Genomic DNA, 15,146 nt, shown 5'->3' with positions numbered 1-15,146 from the left:
CCCGTGGCCGAGTCGTATCCCACCTTCCTGGCCGGCCAGCGGCTGACCGCATCACTGCTGACCTCTGCCCTGCCCCAGGTCGCCCGTAAAACGGCGGACACCTCGAGGGCGTCGACGACGACGTTCGCCTCCGACCCTCATCTGACCTTCAGCGTCGAGGCCAACGCTGTCTACGTCGTGGACGGGTGGATCAAGTACTTCGCGGACCCGACGCCAGACATCCAGGTCAAATTCGATGCGCCCACAGGCAGCCTCGGCGAGTGGCATCAAGTCGCTGCTGGAAGCAGCACAACCACCACCACGACCGTTGGTTACTCGGTCCGTACCGACACCAACGACCTCACGGTTAGCCGGAACTTCTACGGCGTCTCGGACTGGGACCTGGGCGCCGTCATCCACGCCACGCTGCGCGTCGGCTCGACCGCCGGAACCTTCGCTCTCCAGTGGGCTCAGTCCACCTCGAGCGCCACCGCAACGATCGTCTACACCGACTCGTGGCTGCGCTTACAGCGCATCGCCTAGGAGGCAATCATGGCAACACCCCTCGCAGCGGATGGCTTCCTCGTGGCGCTGCGCGCCGAGGGCGTCCACGTCGTCGAACACGGCAACTGGCGCACCCACACCCGCACCGCCAGCGGCCGGCCCTGGGGCCCAGTCCACGGCGTCGTCATTCACCACACGGCAAGTTCAGGCACAGAACCGTCTGTAGCTCTCTGCCGTGACGGATACCAATCTCTTCCTGGCCCGTTGTGCCATGGGGTCATTGCCAAAGACGGCACGGTGTATCTCGTCGGCTACGGGAGAACGAATCACGCGGGCGGCGGCGACCCCCTCGTGTTGCAGCGCGTGATGGCCGAGGACTACGGAGCCCAGCCACCAGCACCGACCAAGGGCAACGAGGACGGCGTTGACGGAAACCGTCACTTCTACGGCTTCGAGTGCGTCAACCTGGGCACCGGAGCTGACCCGTGGCCCGAGGCCCAACTCGAAGCTATCGAACGGGTGGGCGCAGCGGTCTGCCGTGCCCATGGCTGGTCAGAGCAGAGCGTCATCGGCCACAAGGAGTGGTCGGACGACAAGCCGGATCCCCGCGGCTTCGCAATGCCGGACATGCGTGCCCGGATCGCCCGCCGCCTGTCCGGAGAGCCCGGACAGCCGACCCCCACCCCTACGGAGGACAGCGTGCCGCACACCCTCGGCGAGTACAGCAACACCGCGCTGGACCTGCGTCCGGACACGTGGACCACTGTCCGGATCGGCCGGGACAACCTCATCTCCGGAGCCCGCTCCTACACCTCTCACGTCTTCCTGCGCGTCGACGCCCCGGCCGGCTCGGTCCTCCAGGGCCGCTACTACCACCAGCGGCCGGACGGCACCCGCTGGAGCTCCCCGATCGTCGAGCGCCTCGCCACCGCCGGCGCGTCGTTCGTCGACTTCTCGCACTCCGGCTCGATCCTCCCCGACGAGCATCTGCGCTTCGAGGTCACCTACGGCCCGGCGACCGCCGGGGACACCGTCCCCGCCACCCTCACGTCCGCGTCTGCACGCGGCGTCTACTGGAGGTAATGACCATGACTACCGCCGCCTTCTGGACAGCCACCTGCGAGCGGATCGTCCGCACCTTCGCCCAGGCCCTCCTCGGCGTCCTCGGCGCCAACGCCACCGGTGTCCTTGACGCGGACTGGCCCGGCGCTCTGTCGGCCGCCGGTCTCGCCGCGGTCCTGGCCCTGCTCACCGCGATAGCCACCTCCGGCGGGCCCACCGGACCCGGCCTGACCGAGACCGTTGCCAGAGGCCGCGAGTGACCGTCCCCGAGCCGTCTGTCGCGGTCGAGCTGGAACGCCTGCGCGGCAGCGTCGACACCGGCTTCGCCCGGCTGGAAGGACGCCTCGACGTACTCCTGCAGCGCACCTCGGCGGCGGAGTCAGACATCGCAGAACTGGAGCAGCGGATAGCCGCCCTGGAAAGGGCGCGGTGGCCGCTTCCGTCCCTGGCTGCTGTGGTGGGTATGGCTGCGCTGCTGTTGTCGTTGTACGGGGCGTTCGGGGGGTAGCAGGTGCCTGTGGCGTCCTCGGTTATGAGGACGCCCAGTCGTCCGGGCCACCGCCCCGCCATTCGAACAGCGCGGGATCCGCGATGTCGTAGCTTCCCGGCTCGAGGCCAGAACGGCGGAGGAATTCCTCCACGTCTCGCGAGGTGTAGGCCGTGCCGAGGATCTCGCCGTCGGCGCGCACCCGCCGGCCGCCGGATGCGTCCGGTGGGTAGATGACGATGCGCGGCTGGTCGGCCATGCCCCCACTGTGCGGTGGGCGGGCCACGGGGGCACGCGCTGCTACTCCGTCTCGGGAGCGGCGTCTCGAATGGATGTTTCCGTTGCAGGGCGCATCAAGCGCCGCTAGTTTCTGTACCTACAATGTCCCTACAGAAACCAGGTGACCACCATGGGGCGGCCCAAAGGCAACGGCGAAACCCCCAAGCACAACATCCGCGTTCCTGATGACGTGTGGACCGCCGCCAAGGAGCGGGCAAAGAAAGACCACACGAACGTCTCCACCATTGTCGTCGCAGCACTCCGCCAGTACGCAGCACAGGGGACCATCCCCCTATCCCGCGGTCTCGTCACCCAGCTCATCGACCAAGCTGACGCACGCTCCGCTGCGCAGCGTCATCTCCCGCTCTCTGACGAACTCGCTTCCGTGCTTCGCGAGAAGGCGATGGACGCACCGCAGGCCCCGTATTCCCCCGGCAAGTGCAGATGAAGACCTTCATCGCGGGCGACAAGGTGCTGTTCGACTCTGCTGAGGTGAGCAGGCTCCTACGCGCCCTCGGCGCTACCTACCGCTCGTCCGTTATTGCCGAGGAGCTGGAGCAGTTCGCGAACCAGCTCGACATGGCAGCGCTGGAGGCGCTCGACGCCCAGCAATAGACAGAGCGGCCACCTCTCGCTACTCCGCCCGAGGGCCGGTTGTCAGTGGTCGGGAGTACCGTGAGTCTCATCTATCCGAGCTGCATGGCTGCTGCTCACCGTCCCGCCCCCACCTGGGGCGGGACAGCTGTGCGTATGAGCAGTCATTCAGCAGGATTTAGTGGATTTCGCGAAGCATCGCCGTCAAGATCGGCCCGTCCGGTGACGGCTGCTGCTCACTGATCTTCTCGTAGCCCCACGACTCGTACAGCGCCAGCACCTTGCCGCCGCCAGCCTTGGGGTTCACCAGCAGAGATACGCGCGTCTCCGGGCGACCGGCCAGCAGCTCGTCATGGATGCGCCGGGCGGCGCCGGTCTTCCTCCATGCCTCCCTCAGCATGATCTCTTTCAGCGCGACCGTGGGCGTGGTGGTGCAGTCCGCAGGAAGCGGGGTCGTCATACGCTGCCACCAGCGGTCATCTGGGGTCAGGGTGTTCACATAGGCGTAGCCGACGGCCTCGTCCCCGTCATAGCCGACGACAGCTTCCCACCCTGGGTCATGGGCGTGGCGGGCCAGGCGCTCCCCGTACCGCTCGACTGAGTAGTGCGGGCGGTGGAGCTGGTCGGCGCGGACCTCGGCATAAACCTCGATCAAGGTTTCCCACACGGGATCGATGTCGGTGGCGTGGCGCAGGACGATGCGGCTGCTGGCGGTGGTCACGCGGCTCCTCAGGCGTCGTGGGTGTACTGGTCCCAGGTGCGGGCGGCCGTGCTGCCGGGCGCGGTGGCATTGAGCCTACGGCCGAAGTCGTTGAGCATTCCCGCGACTCGGGGGTGGGCGATCGCTTCCGCCGGCACGGTCCTAGCGGTTGCCACGGCGGCCTCGACGGAGCCTTGCCCCAGCTGTGCGCGGGCCAGGCGGGCAGTGGTGATGGCCCGGGAGCGGTGCATGTACGGGCGGAGACCTGCAAGGCTACGGTGGGCGTGGGCTTCGGCCTCCTCATACTGCCCCAGAGCCAGATGGGCAGCGACAGCCAGACCGTCCAGCTCGGCCTGGTCATAGAACGCCGTCATCCACACTGCTCGGCGTTCGTCGTCGGCGGCGCGGGAGAGGGCGTCCTGCGCGTGGCCGAGCGAGCGGCGGACCGCGGCGCTGTCGCCAGTCAGTCCGTGGATCGCAGCCTGGCGGGCATGACCAAGGGAGGCGAACAGCGGGTCACGACGAGCGATTGGCAGGCCCCGGGCGACATCGTTCGCGGCCAGGGCATCGGTCGGTCGGTCAAGATGGCGGTACAGGCTGCCAGCGTGAGACCAGATACGGAACTGGATCGCCACGTCACCAGACATGGCCGCGAGGCTGGAGGCACGGTCATGGTGGCGCTGGGCGGCCTCGAAGCGGCGACCATCAATGGCGGCCCACATCGCAGATGACATGAAGCTGGCGGCGGTGGCGTACAACGCTCCACGGGTTCGCTGGCTTGCGGTGCCGCGCGACTGGAGGGCGAGGGCCTCGCCGGCGAGGCCCTGGGCCTGGGTCTCGATGCTGACCCGCCCGCCGACACGGTGGTCGGTAGCGATGATCGCGGCGAACTTCTCCTGAAGGCGTTCCACGTCGGACAAGCCAACGCGCTTGGGCGCGGCGCGGGTGGGGACGGCGGCGGCCACAGCGGTGCCGGTGGCCGCGGTCACGAAGTCTCGGCGGTGCACGGGATCTTCCTCATCTGCTGGCAGTGGGGGGATGAAGCCGAGGTCCTCGGCCGTACATCCGAAGAGCTTCTCTAATGCTTCCCGGTGACGAGGGTGCGGCCAACGTGTCTTCCCCCGAAGCCAGTTCCGGATCGTGCGATCACTGACGGTCCCGTGATAACCGGGGGGCAATAGCGCGTTGACCTTCCTGGCCAACTCGGCCTGCTTGTACCCCGCCTCTGCCATACGGCTCTGGAGCAGTTCGTTCGCTGCCACGTTGCCACGGTAGCCACCGGCGCGCGTCAGGACGGCTGCACGCCCCAGAAATTTCCGGTCGAGCGCACTCAACACGTCGCGGAAACTTCCTCCCAGCTCTGCGCACAGGCCGGTTGTACTGGCATCAGGCGCACCGCATGCAGTAGGCGGCGCTGCGTTGCTCTAGCTGGCGACCCTTAGAGGCGACTGATCATGCTCTCTCCGCACACCCACAGTGAACCCGTCCGCCCCCACATCACAGAGAAGTGCCGAACGTGGCAGCACGAGGCCTGTCTGGGAGCGACTGACATCCGACGGGTTGGGGTCTCCAGCGGCGCTACGCCCGAGCCGCTTCCTTGCGCCTGCGCATGTCATCAGATCAACAGCAAAGGCAGGCTGATGATTGACTCGCCCAACCAGTCCGAGTCACGCAAGTACGTCGGCGCAGCGCGATGGCTCACCTCCCGAGAGGCGTCACCACGCAAAGTCTTCGACGCGTGGGAAGGAGGCACCACTGCCAGCCTCCGGACCGGGCAGATCTTCGACGTCATCCACCTGCCGCCTCGGCTCGTCGAGGACGGTGTCCAGGGCATCGGAACGGAGATCGAGGAGCGCTTCCGTGCCGCTGGCATCAGGACCGCCGTCATCGTGGCGCGCCAGCGGACCCGATACAGCGTGCTTGTACCACCCGGCACGGCAAGCACCTGGCGGGAACCTGGTACCGAGTGCGTGGGTTGGCATGCTGGCTTCGGCTACGCTTCCGTGCCATTCCCCACGCGAAGGGACGAACCGGGCGCCTACTGGCTCCTGCCAGCGCCCAGCAGCCCAGACGATCTGTGCGCCCCAGACGCCGTACGAAGCCTGCTGAGGGACCTCGCGGGGTGAGCTACCTACAACCTCTCGATCTTGCCGCTGTTCGACGCCGACTCGCCATAGGTTCCGCAGACCCAGAAGAGACAGTTCGGCTCTGGGCAGCAGGACGGAGCAGCTCGCTGGTCGCCGGCCGCGCCTGGGACATCGTCCGCGTCCCCTCCAACATTTCACTCAGAGCCGCCTTCGCCATAGCGCGCAGAGGCCGAACGCTGGGCCCGCGGATTGAAGGCATGCGCAGCAGTACCTGTTGGCTGGTGCGCGACGCACACCCATTCGCCATGCGCCCGATGCCCGGCGCCCAGGCATGCCACCGTCGCGACTCAGTCCCAGCACCACCTCCTGGCAACTGGGAGGGCGAACGATGGTGGGCCCTCCCCGTCGGTCCACCGGAGCAACTGCTGTATAGCCTGACCGACCCGTGGGACCTCTGGGCCGCGGTTAAGGGGGCAGCATCGAAGGAAGGTCCGTGAACCATCGCCTACCGTCAGAGCGGCGCTGCTGGGCCTGTCGGCAGCCAACGGCCCGCCCGATCCCCATTGCCACGTTTTGCAGGGAAGGGCAGCCCGTCACCATGACCGTCTGCCCTCCATGCAAAGAGCTGCACGGATACTTGTCGCTCACTGAGCAGAAAGCGCTCGAGGAACTCCGTCCGTGGCGCAGGAGGCAGATCACCGACTCGGACCTAGTACCTCACGAGCGCGGCGAGCGGGGTGTCTAGAGCGTCAGCGATCCGCAGGAGGGAGTCGAGCCGTGGGCTTGCGACGCCCATCTCGATGCGGTTGACCGACTGGCGATCGAGGCCGGCCAGCTCGGCCAGTCGCTCTTGAGTCAGGTTCCGGTCGAGCCGCACTGTGCGGATACGGTCTCCCACTGCCCGGCGGCGGGTGATTACCCAGTCGGGCGGGGGGATCGGCGGCACCTGATTACGGTGCGGCGATCATGGCTTGAAGTCTGTATCGTAAACCGTACTTTTTACGATCATGAACTGCCCGCGCGATCTCTCGCCTGGCACCCCACAATGACCGGCCCCTGCCGTGTCCTGCCCCCCAGGCGGACGGCGGGTGGCCTCGAGCCCCCGGTCTTCACTGGCCGGGGGCTCCGTGCTGCCTGGCTGCGGTTCGGGATCTTTCTACTCACCCGTTGCCAGGTCAGGCTGGGCCCCGAAGGGGTGTGTTCCCGCGGGTACCCCGATCGGCTGTGAGGCCCCTTCGACGTCATCGAGCGTCATCGAACTGCACCGAATTGCCCCGCTTCTCGACATCGCCGCAGGTCACAGTATGTTCAAGGATCAGGTTCGAGTCCCGTTACTCACCCTGATCGAGAGCCCGATCTGCGAAAGCAGATCGGGCTCTTGTCGTTTTGTAGCCCTCAAGGGTGATCCGCCGGGCGGACGGGGGACGTTCGCCGCCGGTCCGGGGAATGCTCAGTTGCCGGTACCGGACGAAGGGTCATGAGCGATGGCAACAGGCACAGTGAAGTGGTTCAACGCCGACAAGGGTTTCGGCTTCATCCAGCAGGACGACGGCGGCCCCGACCTGTTCGTCCACTTCTCCGCCATCCAGGGCACCGGCTTCAAGGAACTGCAGGAGAACCAGAGAGTCTCCTACGACGTCGGCCAAGGGCCGAAGGGGCCGCAGGCCGAGAACGTCGTCCCCGAGGAGTGATCGCCTGGCCGAGCGGCCCCTACCGGCGCCGGGCGCTGGTTCTCGTGGCCGCCGCCGCGCTCGTCCTGGGGATGACCCTGCTCGACGGCTGCGCCAGGGACGGCGGGGACGACGCCGAACGTCCCGGCGGCAGCGGGCGTACCACGGTCACCATCGGTACCTTCGGCGTCTTCGGTTACCGGCAGGCCGGGCTCTACGAGGAGTACGAACGGCTCCACCCGGGCGTCACCATCAAGGAAAGCGTGATCGAGCGCAACGACGCCTACTACCCGCAGCTGCTGACCCACCTCGCCGCCGGCAGCGGGCTCGCCGACATCCAGGCCATGGAGGTCGGCAACGTCCACGAGGTGGCCGCCGCCCAGGGCGACCGCTTCGAGGACCTGTCGAGGGCGAAGGGTGTCCGCAGGGGCGACTGGCTGCCGTGGAAGTGGCAGCAGGCCACCACCCCCGACGGCCGGACCATCGGCCTCGGCACCGACATCGGCCCCATCGCCGTCTGCTACCGCAAGGACCTCTTCCGACGGGCCGGGCTGCCCACGGACCGGGAGGCGGTCGGCAGGCTGTGGGCCGGCGACTGGCAGAAGTACATCGACACCGGCAGGGCGTACGCGCGGCGGGCCCCGGCCGGCACGGTCTTCACCGACTCGGCGGCCGGCCTCTACAACGCGGCCGTCCACGGCTATCCCGAGCGCTACTACGACCGCGCGGGCAGGCCGGTCTTCGCGACCAGCCCGGCGGTCAGGGCCTCCTGGGACCTGGCGATGCAGGCGGTGCGCGGCGGGCTGACGGCACGTCTGAAGCAGTTCGAGAAGCCCTGGGACCAGGCGTACGCGAACGGCCGCTTCGCCACCGTCGCCTGCCCGCCCTGGATGCTGGGCTACATCAAGGAGAAGTCGGGCCCGGCCGGTGAGGACAAGTGGGACGTGGCCGCCGCGCCCCGGCCCGCCAACTGGGGCGGCTCCTTCATCGGCGTGCCGAAGGCGGCGCGGCACAAGGCCGCCGCGATCGAGCTCGCCGTCTGGCTGACCGCGCCCGCCCAGCAGGCCAGGCTCTTCGAGCGGCAGGCCAGCATCCCCTCCACCCCGGCCTCGTACGCCATGCCGCCGGTCAGGGACGCGCGGAACCCCTATTTCGGCGATGCCCCCATCGGCGAGATCTTCACCGAGGCGGCCCGGTCGGTCCCCATGCTGGTGTTCGGCCCCAGGGAGCAGCAGATCGGGACGGCGTTCACCGACATCGGCATCGCCCAGGTCGAGCAGCAGGGCAAGCCGCCCCGGGCCGGCTGGGCCGCGGCACAGAAGGAAATCAAGAACGCGGTGGACGAATGACCGCCACGACCACGGTGGTGGAGGGTGCCGAGGCCGGACCCGCCGGCCGCCGGCGCGAGGGGGACCGGCCGGGCCCCTGGCGCAGCCGCCTCTACCGCTGGGACCTGCGCTACAGCCCGTACGCCTTCGTCGCGCCGTTCTTCCTGTTCTTCGCGGCATTCGGGATCTTCCCCCTTCTCTACACGGGCTGGGCGTCACTGCACCGCGTCGAGCTGACGGCCCCCGACCGCATGGAGTGGGCCGGGCTCCACAACTACCTCCGGCTGCTGGACAACGACCTCTTCTGGAACGCACTGCGCAACACCTTCACCATCGGCGTCATCTCCACCGTGCCCCAGCTCCTGATGGCGCTGGGGCTGGCCCATCTGCTCCACTACCGGCTGCGCGCCGCGACGTTCTGGCGGGTGGCCCTGCTGACCCCGTACGCCACGTCGGTGGCCGCCGCCACCCTGGTCTTCGTGCTGCTCTACGGGCGCGACTACGGGATGGTCAACTGGGCGCTGGGCATGCTGGGGACCGGCCCGGTCGACTGGCAGAACGGCACCTGGAGCTCGCAGCTGGCGGTCTCCTCGATCGTGATCTGGCGGTGGACGGGCTACAACGCGCTGATCTACCTGGCCGCCATGCAAGCGGTACCGGACGAGCTGTACGAGTCGGCGGCGCTGGACGGCGCGTCGCGCCGGCGACAGTTCCTGCACATCACCGTCCCGTCGCTGCGGCCGACGATCCTGTTCACCGTCGTGGTCTCGACGATCGGGGCGACCCAGCTCTTCGGCGAGCCCTTGCTGTTCGGCGGGGCGGGCGGCCAGAAGGGCGGCGCGTCGCACCAGTTCCAGACGCTCGGGCTCTTCCTCTACGAGCAGGACTGGTTCTACTACCACCTCGGGCGCGCCTCGGCCGTCGCCTGGACGATGTTCCTGCTGTTGCTGCTGATCGCCGCGGTTCATGTACTGATCGCGCGGCGGCTGCGGAAGGACCGGTGAGGGGAGTCCATGGCCACGGCACGCATGCCCACGGCCCACCGCGCGGGACGGCAGCTGCACGGCGGGCCCGTCGCCTACGCGGTGCTGACGCTGTTCGCCGCGGGGTCGCTGTTCCCCCTGGTGTGGACGGCGGTCGCCGCCTCGCGCGACAACACCCGGCTGGCCCGTACGCCGCCGCCCCTGTGGTTCGGCGACCATCTGATCCGGAACCTGGGCAGGGCGTGGACCGAGGGCAATATGGGGCTCGCCCTGTTCAACACCACGCTCGTGGCCGGGACGGTGGCGCTCGGCACGGTGTTCTTCTGTACGATCGCCGGCTTCGCCTTCGCCAAGCTGCGGTTCCGGCTGAAGAATGTCCTGCTGTCGCTGACGATCGGCACGATGCTGGTGCCGCCGCAGCTCGGCGTCGTCCCGCTGTTCATGGTCGTGGCCCGGCTGGGCTGGACGGACCGGCTGCCGACCGTGGTCCTGCCCACGCTGGTCAGCGCCTTCGGGGTGTTCTTCATGCGGCAGTACCTGGTGGAGGCGCTGCCCACCGAGCTGATCGAGGCGGCGCGCGTCGACGGCGCGAGCAGCTGGCGCGTGGTGCGGCACATCGTCTTCCCCGTCGCCCGGCCCGCGATGGCCGTCCTGGGGATGCTCTCCTTCGTCCAGGCGTGGAACGACTTCTTCTGGCCCGTGATCGCGCTGACCCAGGAGAACCCGACCGTGCAGGTGGCGCTCACCGGCCTGGGCCGGGGCTACGTACCCGACCAGGCCGTGGTCATGGCCGGGGCGCTGCTCGGCACCCTCCCGCTGCTGCTGGCCTTCACCTTCTTCGGCCGCCAGATCGTCGGCGGCATCATGCGAGGCGCGGTCAAAGGCTGATCCCGTCACCCTTCCCACCCCTTCCCCTTCCCTTCGCCGCCCCGGGAGGCGACCTCCATGACCGTGAACTTTCCGCCCGGCTTCCTGTGGGGCGCCGCGACCGCCGCCTACCAGGTGGAGGGCGCGGCCCGGGAGGACGGCCGCACCCCCTCCATCTGGGACACGTTCGCCCGCACCCCGGGCCGGGTCCTGGGCGGCGACACCGGGGACGTGGCCACCGACCACTTCCACCGCCGCGCCGAGGACGTGCGCCTGATGGCGGAGCTGGGCCTGGGCGCGTACCGCTTCTCCGTCTCCTGGCCGCGGGTGCAGCCCACCGGCCGCGGCCCCGCCTCGCGGCGCGGGCTCGACTTCTACCGGGCGCTCGTCGACGACCTCCTCGAGCACGGCATCCAGCCGATGCTGACGCTCTATCACTGGGACCTGCCCCAGGAACTGGAGGACGCGGGCGGCTGGCCCGAGCGCGAGACGGCCCACCGCTTCGCCGACTACGCCCGACTGGTCGGCCAGGCACTGGGCGACCGCGTCGAGCTGTGGACCACCCTCAACGAGCCCTGGTGCAGCGCCTTCCTGGGCTACGCCTCCGGGGTCCACGCACCGGGCCGTACGGACGACGAGGCCGCGCTGCGCGCCGCCCACCACCTCAACCTGGCGCACGGCCTGGGCGCACAGGCGCTGCGTGCCGCCCTGCCCTCCCGGGCCCGGCTCTCCGTCGCGCTCAACCCCGGCGCGGTCAGGGCCCGTACCCCCGCCCCCGCGGACCTGGACGCTCAGCGGCGCGTCGACGCCCTCGCCACCCGTATCTTCACCGGACCCATGCTGCGCGGTGCGTACCCCGACGACCTGCTCTCCGACACGGAGGCGATCACGGACTGGGCTTTCGTGCGGGACGGCGACACGGACATCGTCAAGCACCCCCTCGACGCGCTGGGCATCAACTACTACGCGCCTACAGTGGTATCAGCCGCCACTGACAATCGCCCGGCCCGCGCCGACGGCCAGGGCGGAAGAGAGCGTTCCCCCTGGCCGGGCGCCGGCGGGGTGGCGTTCCACCGGCCGCCCGGCAAACGGACCGCCATGGACTGGAGCGTGGATCCGACCGGCCTGTACGACCTGCTGATGCGCTTCACCCGCGAGGCCCCCGGCCTGCCGCTGGTCATCACCGAGAACGGCGCCGCCTACGACGACAAACCGGACGCGAGCGGCGTGGTGCACGACCCGGATCGCATCGCGTATCTGCACGCCCACCTCGACGCGGTGCTGCGCGCCCTGGGCGACGGGGCCGATGTGCGCGGGTACTTCCTGTGGTCGCTGCTGGACAACTTCGAGTGGGCGTACGGCTACAGCAAGCGCTTCGGCGCGGTGTACGTGGACTACGGCACCCTGGCCCGTACGCCCAAGTCCAGCGCCCACTGGTACGCCCGGGTGGCGCGGACGGGCCGGTTGACGTCCTGCTGAGCGCAGCCGACGGGGCCGGCCGTCGGCGGCGTCATTCGAAGACCGAGGGTGGCGGCGCCGGGGAGGGGCGGGCGCTCTGGTCGGTGACGGGCGCCGCCCCGCCGGTGAAGTCGGCGAGCGCGCGGCCGTGTTCGACCCGGCCCTGGTGGGGGTCGGTGGCGGCACGCCGGGTCAGCTCGGCGGCCGGCAGCTCCCGGTCGGAGGCCAGGAGCACGGCGTTGCCGAAGCGCCGTCCGCGCAGTACCGCCGGGTCGGCGGTCAGGCACAGCTCGGGGAAGACGGTGCCGACGGTGGCGATCTGCGCCTTGACGTAGGCCAGCGGCGGTCCGTCGGCGAGGTTCGCGGCGTAGAAGCCTCCCGGCCGCAGCACGCGGCGTACTTCGCCGGCGAACTCGGCGCTGGTCAGATGGGCGGGCGTGCGGGCGCCGCTGAAGACGTCGGCGATGATCAGGTCGGCCCAGCCGTCGGGCATCTTGGCGAGCCCTTCGCGGGCGTCCCCGCCACGCACCCGGACCCGCCAGCCGCTGTCCAGCGGCAGCTCGGCACGGACGAACTGTACGAGCGGGGCGTCGATCTCGACGATCTGCTGGTTCGACCGGGGGCGGGTCGCGGCGATGTAGCGGGCCAGGGTGAACGCGCCGCCGCCCAGGTGCAGGGCCTGGACCGGCTTGCCGGGCGGGGCGACGAGATCGGCGATGTGGCCGAGCCTGCGCTGGTAGGCGAAGTCGAGGTAGGCGGGGTCGTCGAGGTCCACATGGGACTGCGGGGCCCCGTCGATCAGGAGCGTGCGGCCACGCGGGCGGTCGCGGTCCGGTATGAGCTCCGCGAAACCGCCGGCGACCTGCGCGGTCACCGGTTCCGCGGCGCGTGCGCGCCCTGGTTTCTGCTTGCCTTTCGCCACCCGTCAAGTATCGCCGGTGGCGGGCGGGGCCCGACAGCGGCGGAGGCGGGCGGCGCTCAGCGGCAGCGGTCGACGGCCTCGATCGTCCGGGCGGCCTCGCCGAGGGCGGCGCGCAGCACGGCGGGGTCGGTGGCGGAGCCGTAGGCGGCGTCCGGCGCGACGAGCCAGCCCGTGCCCTTGACGGGCGGTACGTCGGCCCCGGCGCGCGTTCCACGCCCGTAGGTCTGGGTGCAGGCGCTGCCGGGCAGGTCCCAGCGGTCGGCAGTGCCCGGCGGGACGAGGAAGCCGAGGGTGTCGCAGTCGCCGTCGTGCAGCACGGGCCCGACGCCGTCGCGCAGCCGCAGGATGTCGACCGCCTCCAGGCCCTGGCGGGCGGGAACGGTGACCAGGTCGCACGGCCGGCCCTCGTCGGGGGCGTGCTGTGCGGTCGGGTAGGGGGACGGGCTGTGGTCCTGACGCGGCTGGTGCAGCGCCGTCGTCCGTGAGCCGCCGCCGATGTCCACTCCGGCCTCCACCACGGGAAACCCCTCCTCACGCCGTGCCACTCCGCGTCGAGCGCGCTCTCGCTCGGAGGGTTCAACGGCCGTCGGCGTCAACGGCTACGGCGCCATGCCGCCGCAAAGGATGGCAGTTCATGGCGGATGACAGGTGGGATATCCGTTTTGTAGCCAAACCGGATGTAGTGGCCTCGCCACAGCCGGTACGGTCATCACGCCACACGGCAGCACAGCCGCCCGCCCCGCGGGTTGCCCAGGGGCGGCTCGCCAGGGAGAGGGACCGGCCATGGCGTCGCCGCACGCATCCTCGTCACCGCGCCCCAACACCGCCTTCCGGGAGCTGCGCGGACAGCGCTCACCTGGGGAGTTCGCGGCGGCGGTGCGACGGGCGGGCCGCGAGATCGGCGAGCACGTCTCCTGTGACGCGCGCTATGTCGGGCGCGTCGAGTCGGGAGAGATCCGCTGCCCCAACTACGCCTACGAGCGGGTGTTCCGCCATATGTTCCCCGGCCGGGAACCGGCGGACATGGGCTTCGCCCCGCGCGAAACGGTGCGTGGACGGGGGGCGCGCAAAAAGGGTTCCGCGCCGCCCGGACAATCCGAGAGCCCGGCCGAAAGCCGTACCTCCCCACCGAGGAGGAGCGGCTCGGGCAGGAGACCGGACGGCACTGACGACAGCAACGACGGCCACAAGGAGAGCGACGTGTTGCGTCGCGCGTTCATGACCTCGGGCACGGCCGTGGTGGCCGCCGCCTCGCTGGGCGCCGCCGCCCCGGGTGCCCGCACGAGGCGCCGCGCGGGCGAGCCCGAGGCGCGCGCCGTGGAGAACGCGGTGCGGCAGATCCGGCTGCTCGACGACCGGCACGGCGCGGACGGCCTCTACCGGCGCGCCGCGCGGCCGCTCAAGGCGGCGTACGAACTGCTCGACGCGCAGACGCGGCGGCAGTCGGTGGCCGACCGGCTGCACGCGGGCGCGGGCGAGCTCGCGATCTCGGTCGGCTGGCTGGCCCATGACTCGGGCCGCTTCTCCGACGCCCGCTCGCACTACGCCGAGGCGCTGGCGACGGCACGGGTGGCGGGTGATCCCGCGCTGGAGGCTCATGCTTTCTGTAACACCGCTTTCCTCGCGCGGGATGCAGGACGGCCCCGCGAGGCGGTGCGTGCCGCGCAGGCGGCCCAGCGGGCGGGCCGACGGCTGGGCTCGGCACGGCTGATGTCCCTGCTGACACTGCGGGAGGCGGGCGGCTGGGCGCGGCTGGGGGACCGCGCGGCGTGCGAGGAGGCGCTGCTGCGGGCGCGCACGCTCTTCGGACGGGGGCCGGCCGGGTCGGACCCGGAGTGGATGACCTTCTTCGGCGAGGCCGAGCTGGAGGGGCTGGAGGCCCAGTGCCGGTCCGCCCTCGGCGACTGGCGGCGCGCGGCGGAGCACGCGGAGCGTGCGGTGGACCTGCAGGACCCGCACTTCGCCCGGAACATCGCCCTCTACACCGCCCAGCTGGCGGGCGACCTGGCCCGTGCCGGCAGTCCCGACGCGGCGGCGGCCGCCGCTTCCCGGGCGCTGGACCTCCTCGAGGAGGTCCAGTCCTCCCGCGTCCGCACGATGCTCACCGCCACGGCCCGCCTGCTGCGGCGCCACGCCGCCGACCCGGAGGTGTCGGCCTTCCTGGCCCGCCACGAGCCCGCCGTACGCGCCGTCTAGAAGCCGTCTAGAACCGGCCGCTCGGACCGG

18 protein-coding genes are annotated in these 15,146 nt (G+C 70.2%); 12 read left to right on the top strand and 6 right to left on the bottom strand.

The window, feature by feature from the left end:
* Positions 1–3: 3 nt before the first annotated feature.
* From ACIG36_RS00650 to ACIG36_RS00635, 4 genes are read left to right on the top strand one after another with little or no spacing between them, the layout of a single operon-like run.
* Entirely contained in the window at positions 4–522 is a 519-nt protein-coding gene (locus ACIG36_RS00650) for a hypothetical protein (protein WP_399919684.1), read from the top strand.
* 9 nt (positions 523–531) lie between these two features.
* Positions 532–1,566, top strand: coding sequence for an N-acetylmuramoyl-L-alanine amidase (locus ACIG36_RS00645; protein ID WP_399919682.1), 1,035 nt, complete (start codon positions 532–534; stop codon positions 1,564–1,566).
* Entirely contained in the window at positions 1,566–1,805 is a 240-nt protein-coding gene (locus tag ACIG36_RS00640; RefSeq protein WP_399919680.1) for a holin, read from the top strand. Before ACIG36_RS00645 ends, ACIG36_RS00640 begins: the two co-directional genes overlap by 1 nt.
* The gene (locus ACIG36_RS00635; RefSeq protein ID WP_399919678.1) at positions 1,802–2,053 is read left to right on the top strand and encodes a hypothetical protein; all 252 of its coding nucleotides are present in this window, start codon (positions 1,802–1,804) and stop codon (positions 2,051–2,053) included. Before ACIG36_RS00640 ends, ACIG36_RS00635 begins: the two co-directional genes overlap by 4 nt.
* 22 nt (positions 2,054–2,075) lie before the next feature.
* On the opposite strand, the gene ACIG36_RS00630 is transcribed toward ACIG36_RS00635, so the two are convergent.
* Positions 2,076–2,291, bottom strand: a complete 216-nt coding sequence (locus tag ACIG36_RS00630) for a hypothetical protein (protein WP_399919676.1) — start codon at positions 2,289–2,291, stop codon at positions 2,076–2,078.
* Between the two features lie 141 nt (positions 2,292–2,432).
* Here ACIG36_RS00630 and ACIG36_RS00625 point away from each other — a divergent pair, with 141 nt between their 5' ends.
* Entirely contained in the window at positions 2,433–2,759 is a 327-nt protein-coding gene (locus tag ACIG36_RS00625) for a hypothetical protein (protein ID WP_399919674.1), read from the top strand.
* The gene (locus ACIG36_RS00620; RefSeq protein WP_399919672.1) at positions 2,750–2,926 is read left to right on the top strand and encodes a hypothetical protein; all 177 of its coding nucleotides are present in this window, start codon (positions 2,750–2,752) and stop codon (positions 2,924–2,926) included. The genes ACIG36_RS00625 and ACIG36_RS00620 overlap by 10 nt, the downstream gene beginning before the upstream one ends.
* Before the next feature lie 157 nt (positions 2,927–3,083).
* Here the strand turns inward: ACIG36_RS00620 and ACIG36_RS00615 are convergent, their stop codons facing one another.
* The 3 genes from ACIG36_RS00615 to ACIG36_RS00605 all read right to left on the bottom strand — a co-directional run bounded on the left by ACIG36_RS00615 (position 3,084) and on the right by ACIG36_RS00605 (position 6,590).
* On the bottom strand, positions 3,084–3,626 hold the full coding sequence (locus tag ACIG36_RS00615) for a GNAT family N-acetyltransferase (protein ID WP_399919670.1): 543 nt from the start codon (positions 3,624–3,626) through the stop codon (positions 3,084–3,086).
* An 8-nt stretch (positions 3,627–3,634) separates the two neighbouring features.
* Positions 3,635–4,867, bottom strand: coding sequence for a helix-turn-helix domain-containing protein (locus tag ACIG36_RS00610; protein ID WP_399919668.1), 1,233 nt, complete (start codon positions 4,865–4,867; stop codon positions 3,635–3,637).
* Positions 4,868–6,401: 1,534 nt separating this feature from the next.
* Entirely contained in the window at positions 6,402–6,590 is a 189-nt protein-coding gene (locus tag ACIG36_RS00605) for a helix-turn-helix transcriptional regulator (RefSeq protein ID WP_399922093.1), read from the bottom strand.
* 586 nt (positions 6,591–7,176) lie between these two features.
* On the opposite strand from ACIG36_RS00605, the gene ACIG36_RS00600 reads away from it, so the two are divergent.
* The 5 genes from ACIG36_RS00600 to ACIG36_RS00580 all read left to right on the top strand — a co-directional run bounded on the left by ACIG36_RS00600 (position 7,177) and on the right by ACIG36_RS00580 (position 12,019).
* Entirely contained in the window at positions 7,177–7,383 is a 207-nt protein-coding gene (locus tag ACIG36_RS00600) for a cold-shock protein (RefSeq protein ID WP_399919666.1), read from the top strand.
* A gap of 71 nt (positions 7,384–7,454) precedes the next feature.
* The gene (locus ACIG36_RS00595; protein WP_399922090.1) at positions 7,455–8,711 is read left to right on the top strand and encodes an extracellular solute-binding protein; all 1,257 of its coding nucleotides are present in this window, start codon (positions 7,455–7,457) and stop codon (positions 8,709–8,711) included.
* Positions 8,708–9,694, top strand: a complete 987-nt coding sequence (locus ACIG36_RS00590; protein WP_399919664.1) for a carbohydrate ABC transporter permease — start codon at positions 8,708–8,710, stop codon at positions 9,692–9,694. Before ACIG36_RS00595 ends, ACIG36_RS00590 begins: the two co-directional genes overlap by 4 nt.
* Before the next feature lie 9 nt (positions 9,695–9,703).
* Complete coding sequence (locus ACIG36_RS00585) at positions 9,704–10,561, top strand: carbohydrate ABC transporter permease (RefSeq protein ID WP_399919662.1); 858 nt, start codon at positions 9,704–9,706, stop codon at positions 10,559–10,561.
* Between the two features lie 57 nt (positions 10,562–10,618).
* Positions 10,619–12,019 carry a GH1 family beta-glucosidase gene (locus ACIG36_RS00580; protein ID WP_399919660.1) on the top strand — a complete coding sequence of 467 codons (1,401 nt, stop codon included), beginning with the start codon at positions 10,619–10,621 and terminating at the stop codon, positions 12,017–12,019.
* Between the two features lie 31 nt (positions 12,020–12,050).
* Here the strand turns inward: ACIG36_RS00580 and ACIG36_RS00575 are convergent, their stop codons facing one another.
* The gene (locus ACIG36_RS00575) at positions 12,051–12,920 is read right to left on the bottom strand and encodes a spermidine synthase (protein ID WP_399919658.1); all 870 of its coding nucleotides are present in this window, start codon (positions 12,918–12,920) and stop codon (positions 12,051–12,053) included.
* A gap of 56 nt (positions 12,921–12,976) precedes the next feature.
* A complete protein-coding gene (locus tag ACIG36_RS00570) occupies positions 12,977–13,438 on the bottom strand; it encodes a hypothetical protein (RefSeq protein ID WP_399919656.1) in 462 nt (153 codons plus the stop codon).
* 265 nt (positions 13,439–13,703) lie between these two features.
* Here ACIG36_RS00570 and ACIG36_RS00565 point away from each other — a divergent pair, with 265 nt between their 5' ends.
* Positions 13,704–15,116, top strand: coding sequence for a tetratricopeptide repeat protein (locus ACIG36_RS00565; RefSeq protein WP_399919654.1), 1,413 nt, complete (start codon positions 13,704–13,706; stop codon positions 15,114–15,116).
* Positions 15,117–15,146 lie beyond the last annotated feature (30 nt).

The organism is Streptomyces sp. NPDC053048 (genome assembly GCF_044547045.1).
GTDB lineage: Bacteria > Actinomycetota > Actinomycetes > Streptomycetales > Streptomycetaceae > Streptomyces.
The sequence above is the reverse complement of the archived record's forward strand: the minus strand, read 5'-3'. Positions and strand labels throughout refer to the sequence as shown.

Bases quoted from the DNA above. Each gene is read 5' to 3' on its own strand.
- ACIG36_RS00590 (WP_399919664.1), top strand. From the start codon at position 8,708: ATGACCGCCACGACCACGGTGGTGGAGGGTGCCGAGGCCGGACCCGCC.
- ACIG36_RS00600 (WP_399919666.1), top strand. From the start codon at position 7,177: ATGGCAACAGGCACAGTGAAGTGGTTCAACGCCGACAAGGGTTTCGGC.
- ACIG36_RS00565 (WP_399919654.1), top strand. From the start codon at position 13,704: ATGGCGTCGCCGCACGCATCCTCGTCACCGCGCCCCAACACCGCCTTC.
- ACIG36_RS00595 (WP_399922090.1), top strand. From the start codon at position 7,455: ATGACCCTGCTCGACGGCTGCGCCAGGGACGGCGGGGACGACGCCGAA.
- ACIG36_RS00580 (WP_399919660.1), top strand. From the start codon at position 10,619: ATGACCGTGAACTTTCCGCCCGGCTTCCTGTGGGGCGCCGCGACCGCC.
- ACIG36_RS00585 (WP_399919662.1), top strand. From the start codon at position 9,704: ATGGCCACGGCACGCATGCCCACGGCCCACCGCGCGGGACGGCAGCTG.
- ACIG36_RS00640 (WP_399919680.1), top strand. From the start codon at position 1,566: ATGACCATGACTACCGCCGCCTTCTGGACAGCCACCTGCGAGCGGATC.
- ACIG36_RS00645 (WP_399919682.1), top strand. From the start codon at position 532: ATGGCAACACCCCTCGCAGCGGATGGCTTCCTCGTGGCGCTGCGCGCC.
- ACIG36_RS00630 (WP_399919676.1), bottom strand. From the start codon at position 2,291: ATGGCCGACCAGCCGCGCATCGTCATCTACCCACCGGACGCATCCGGC.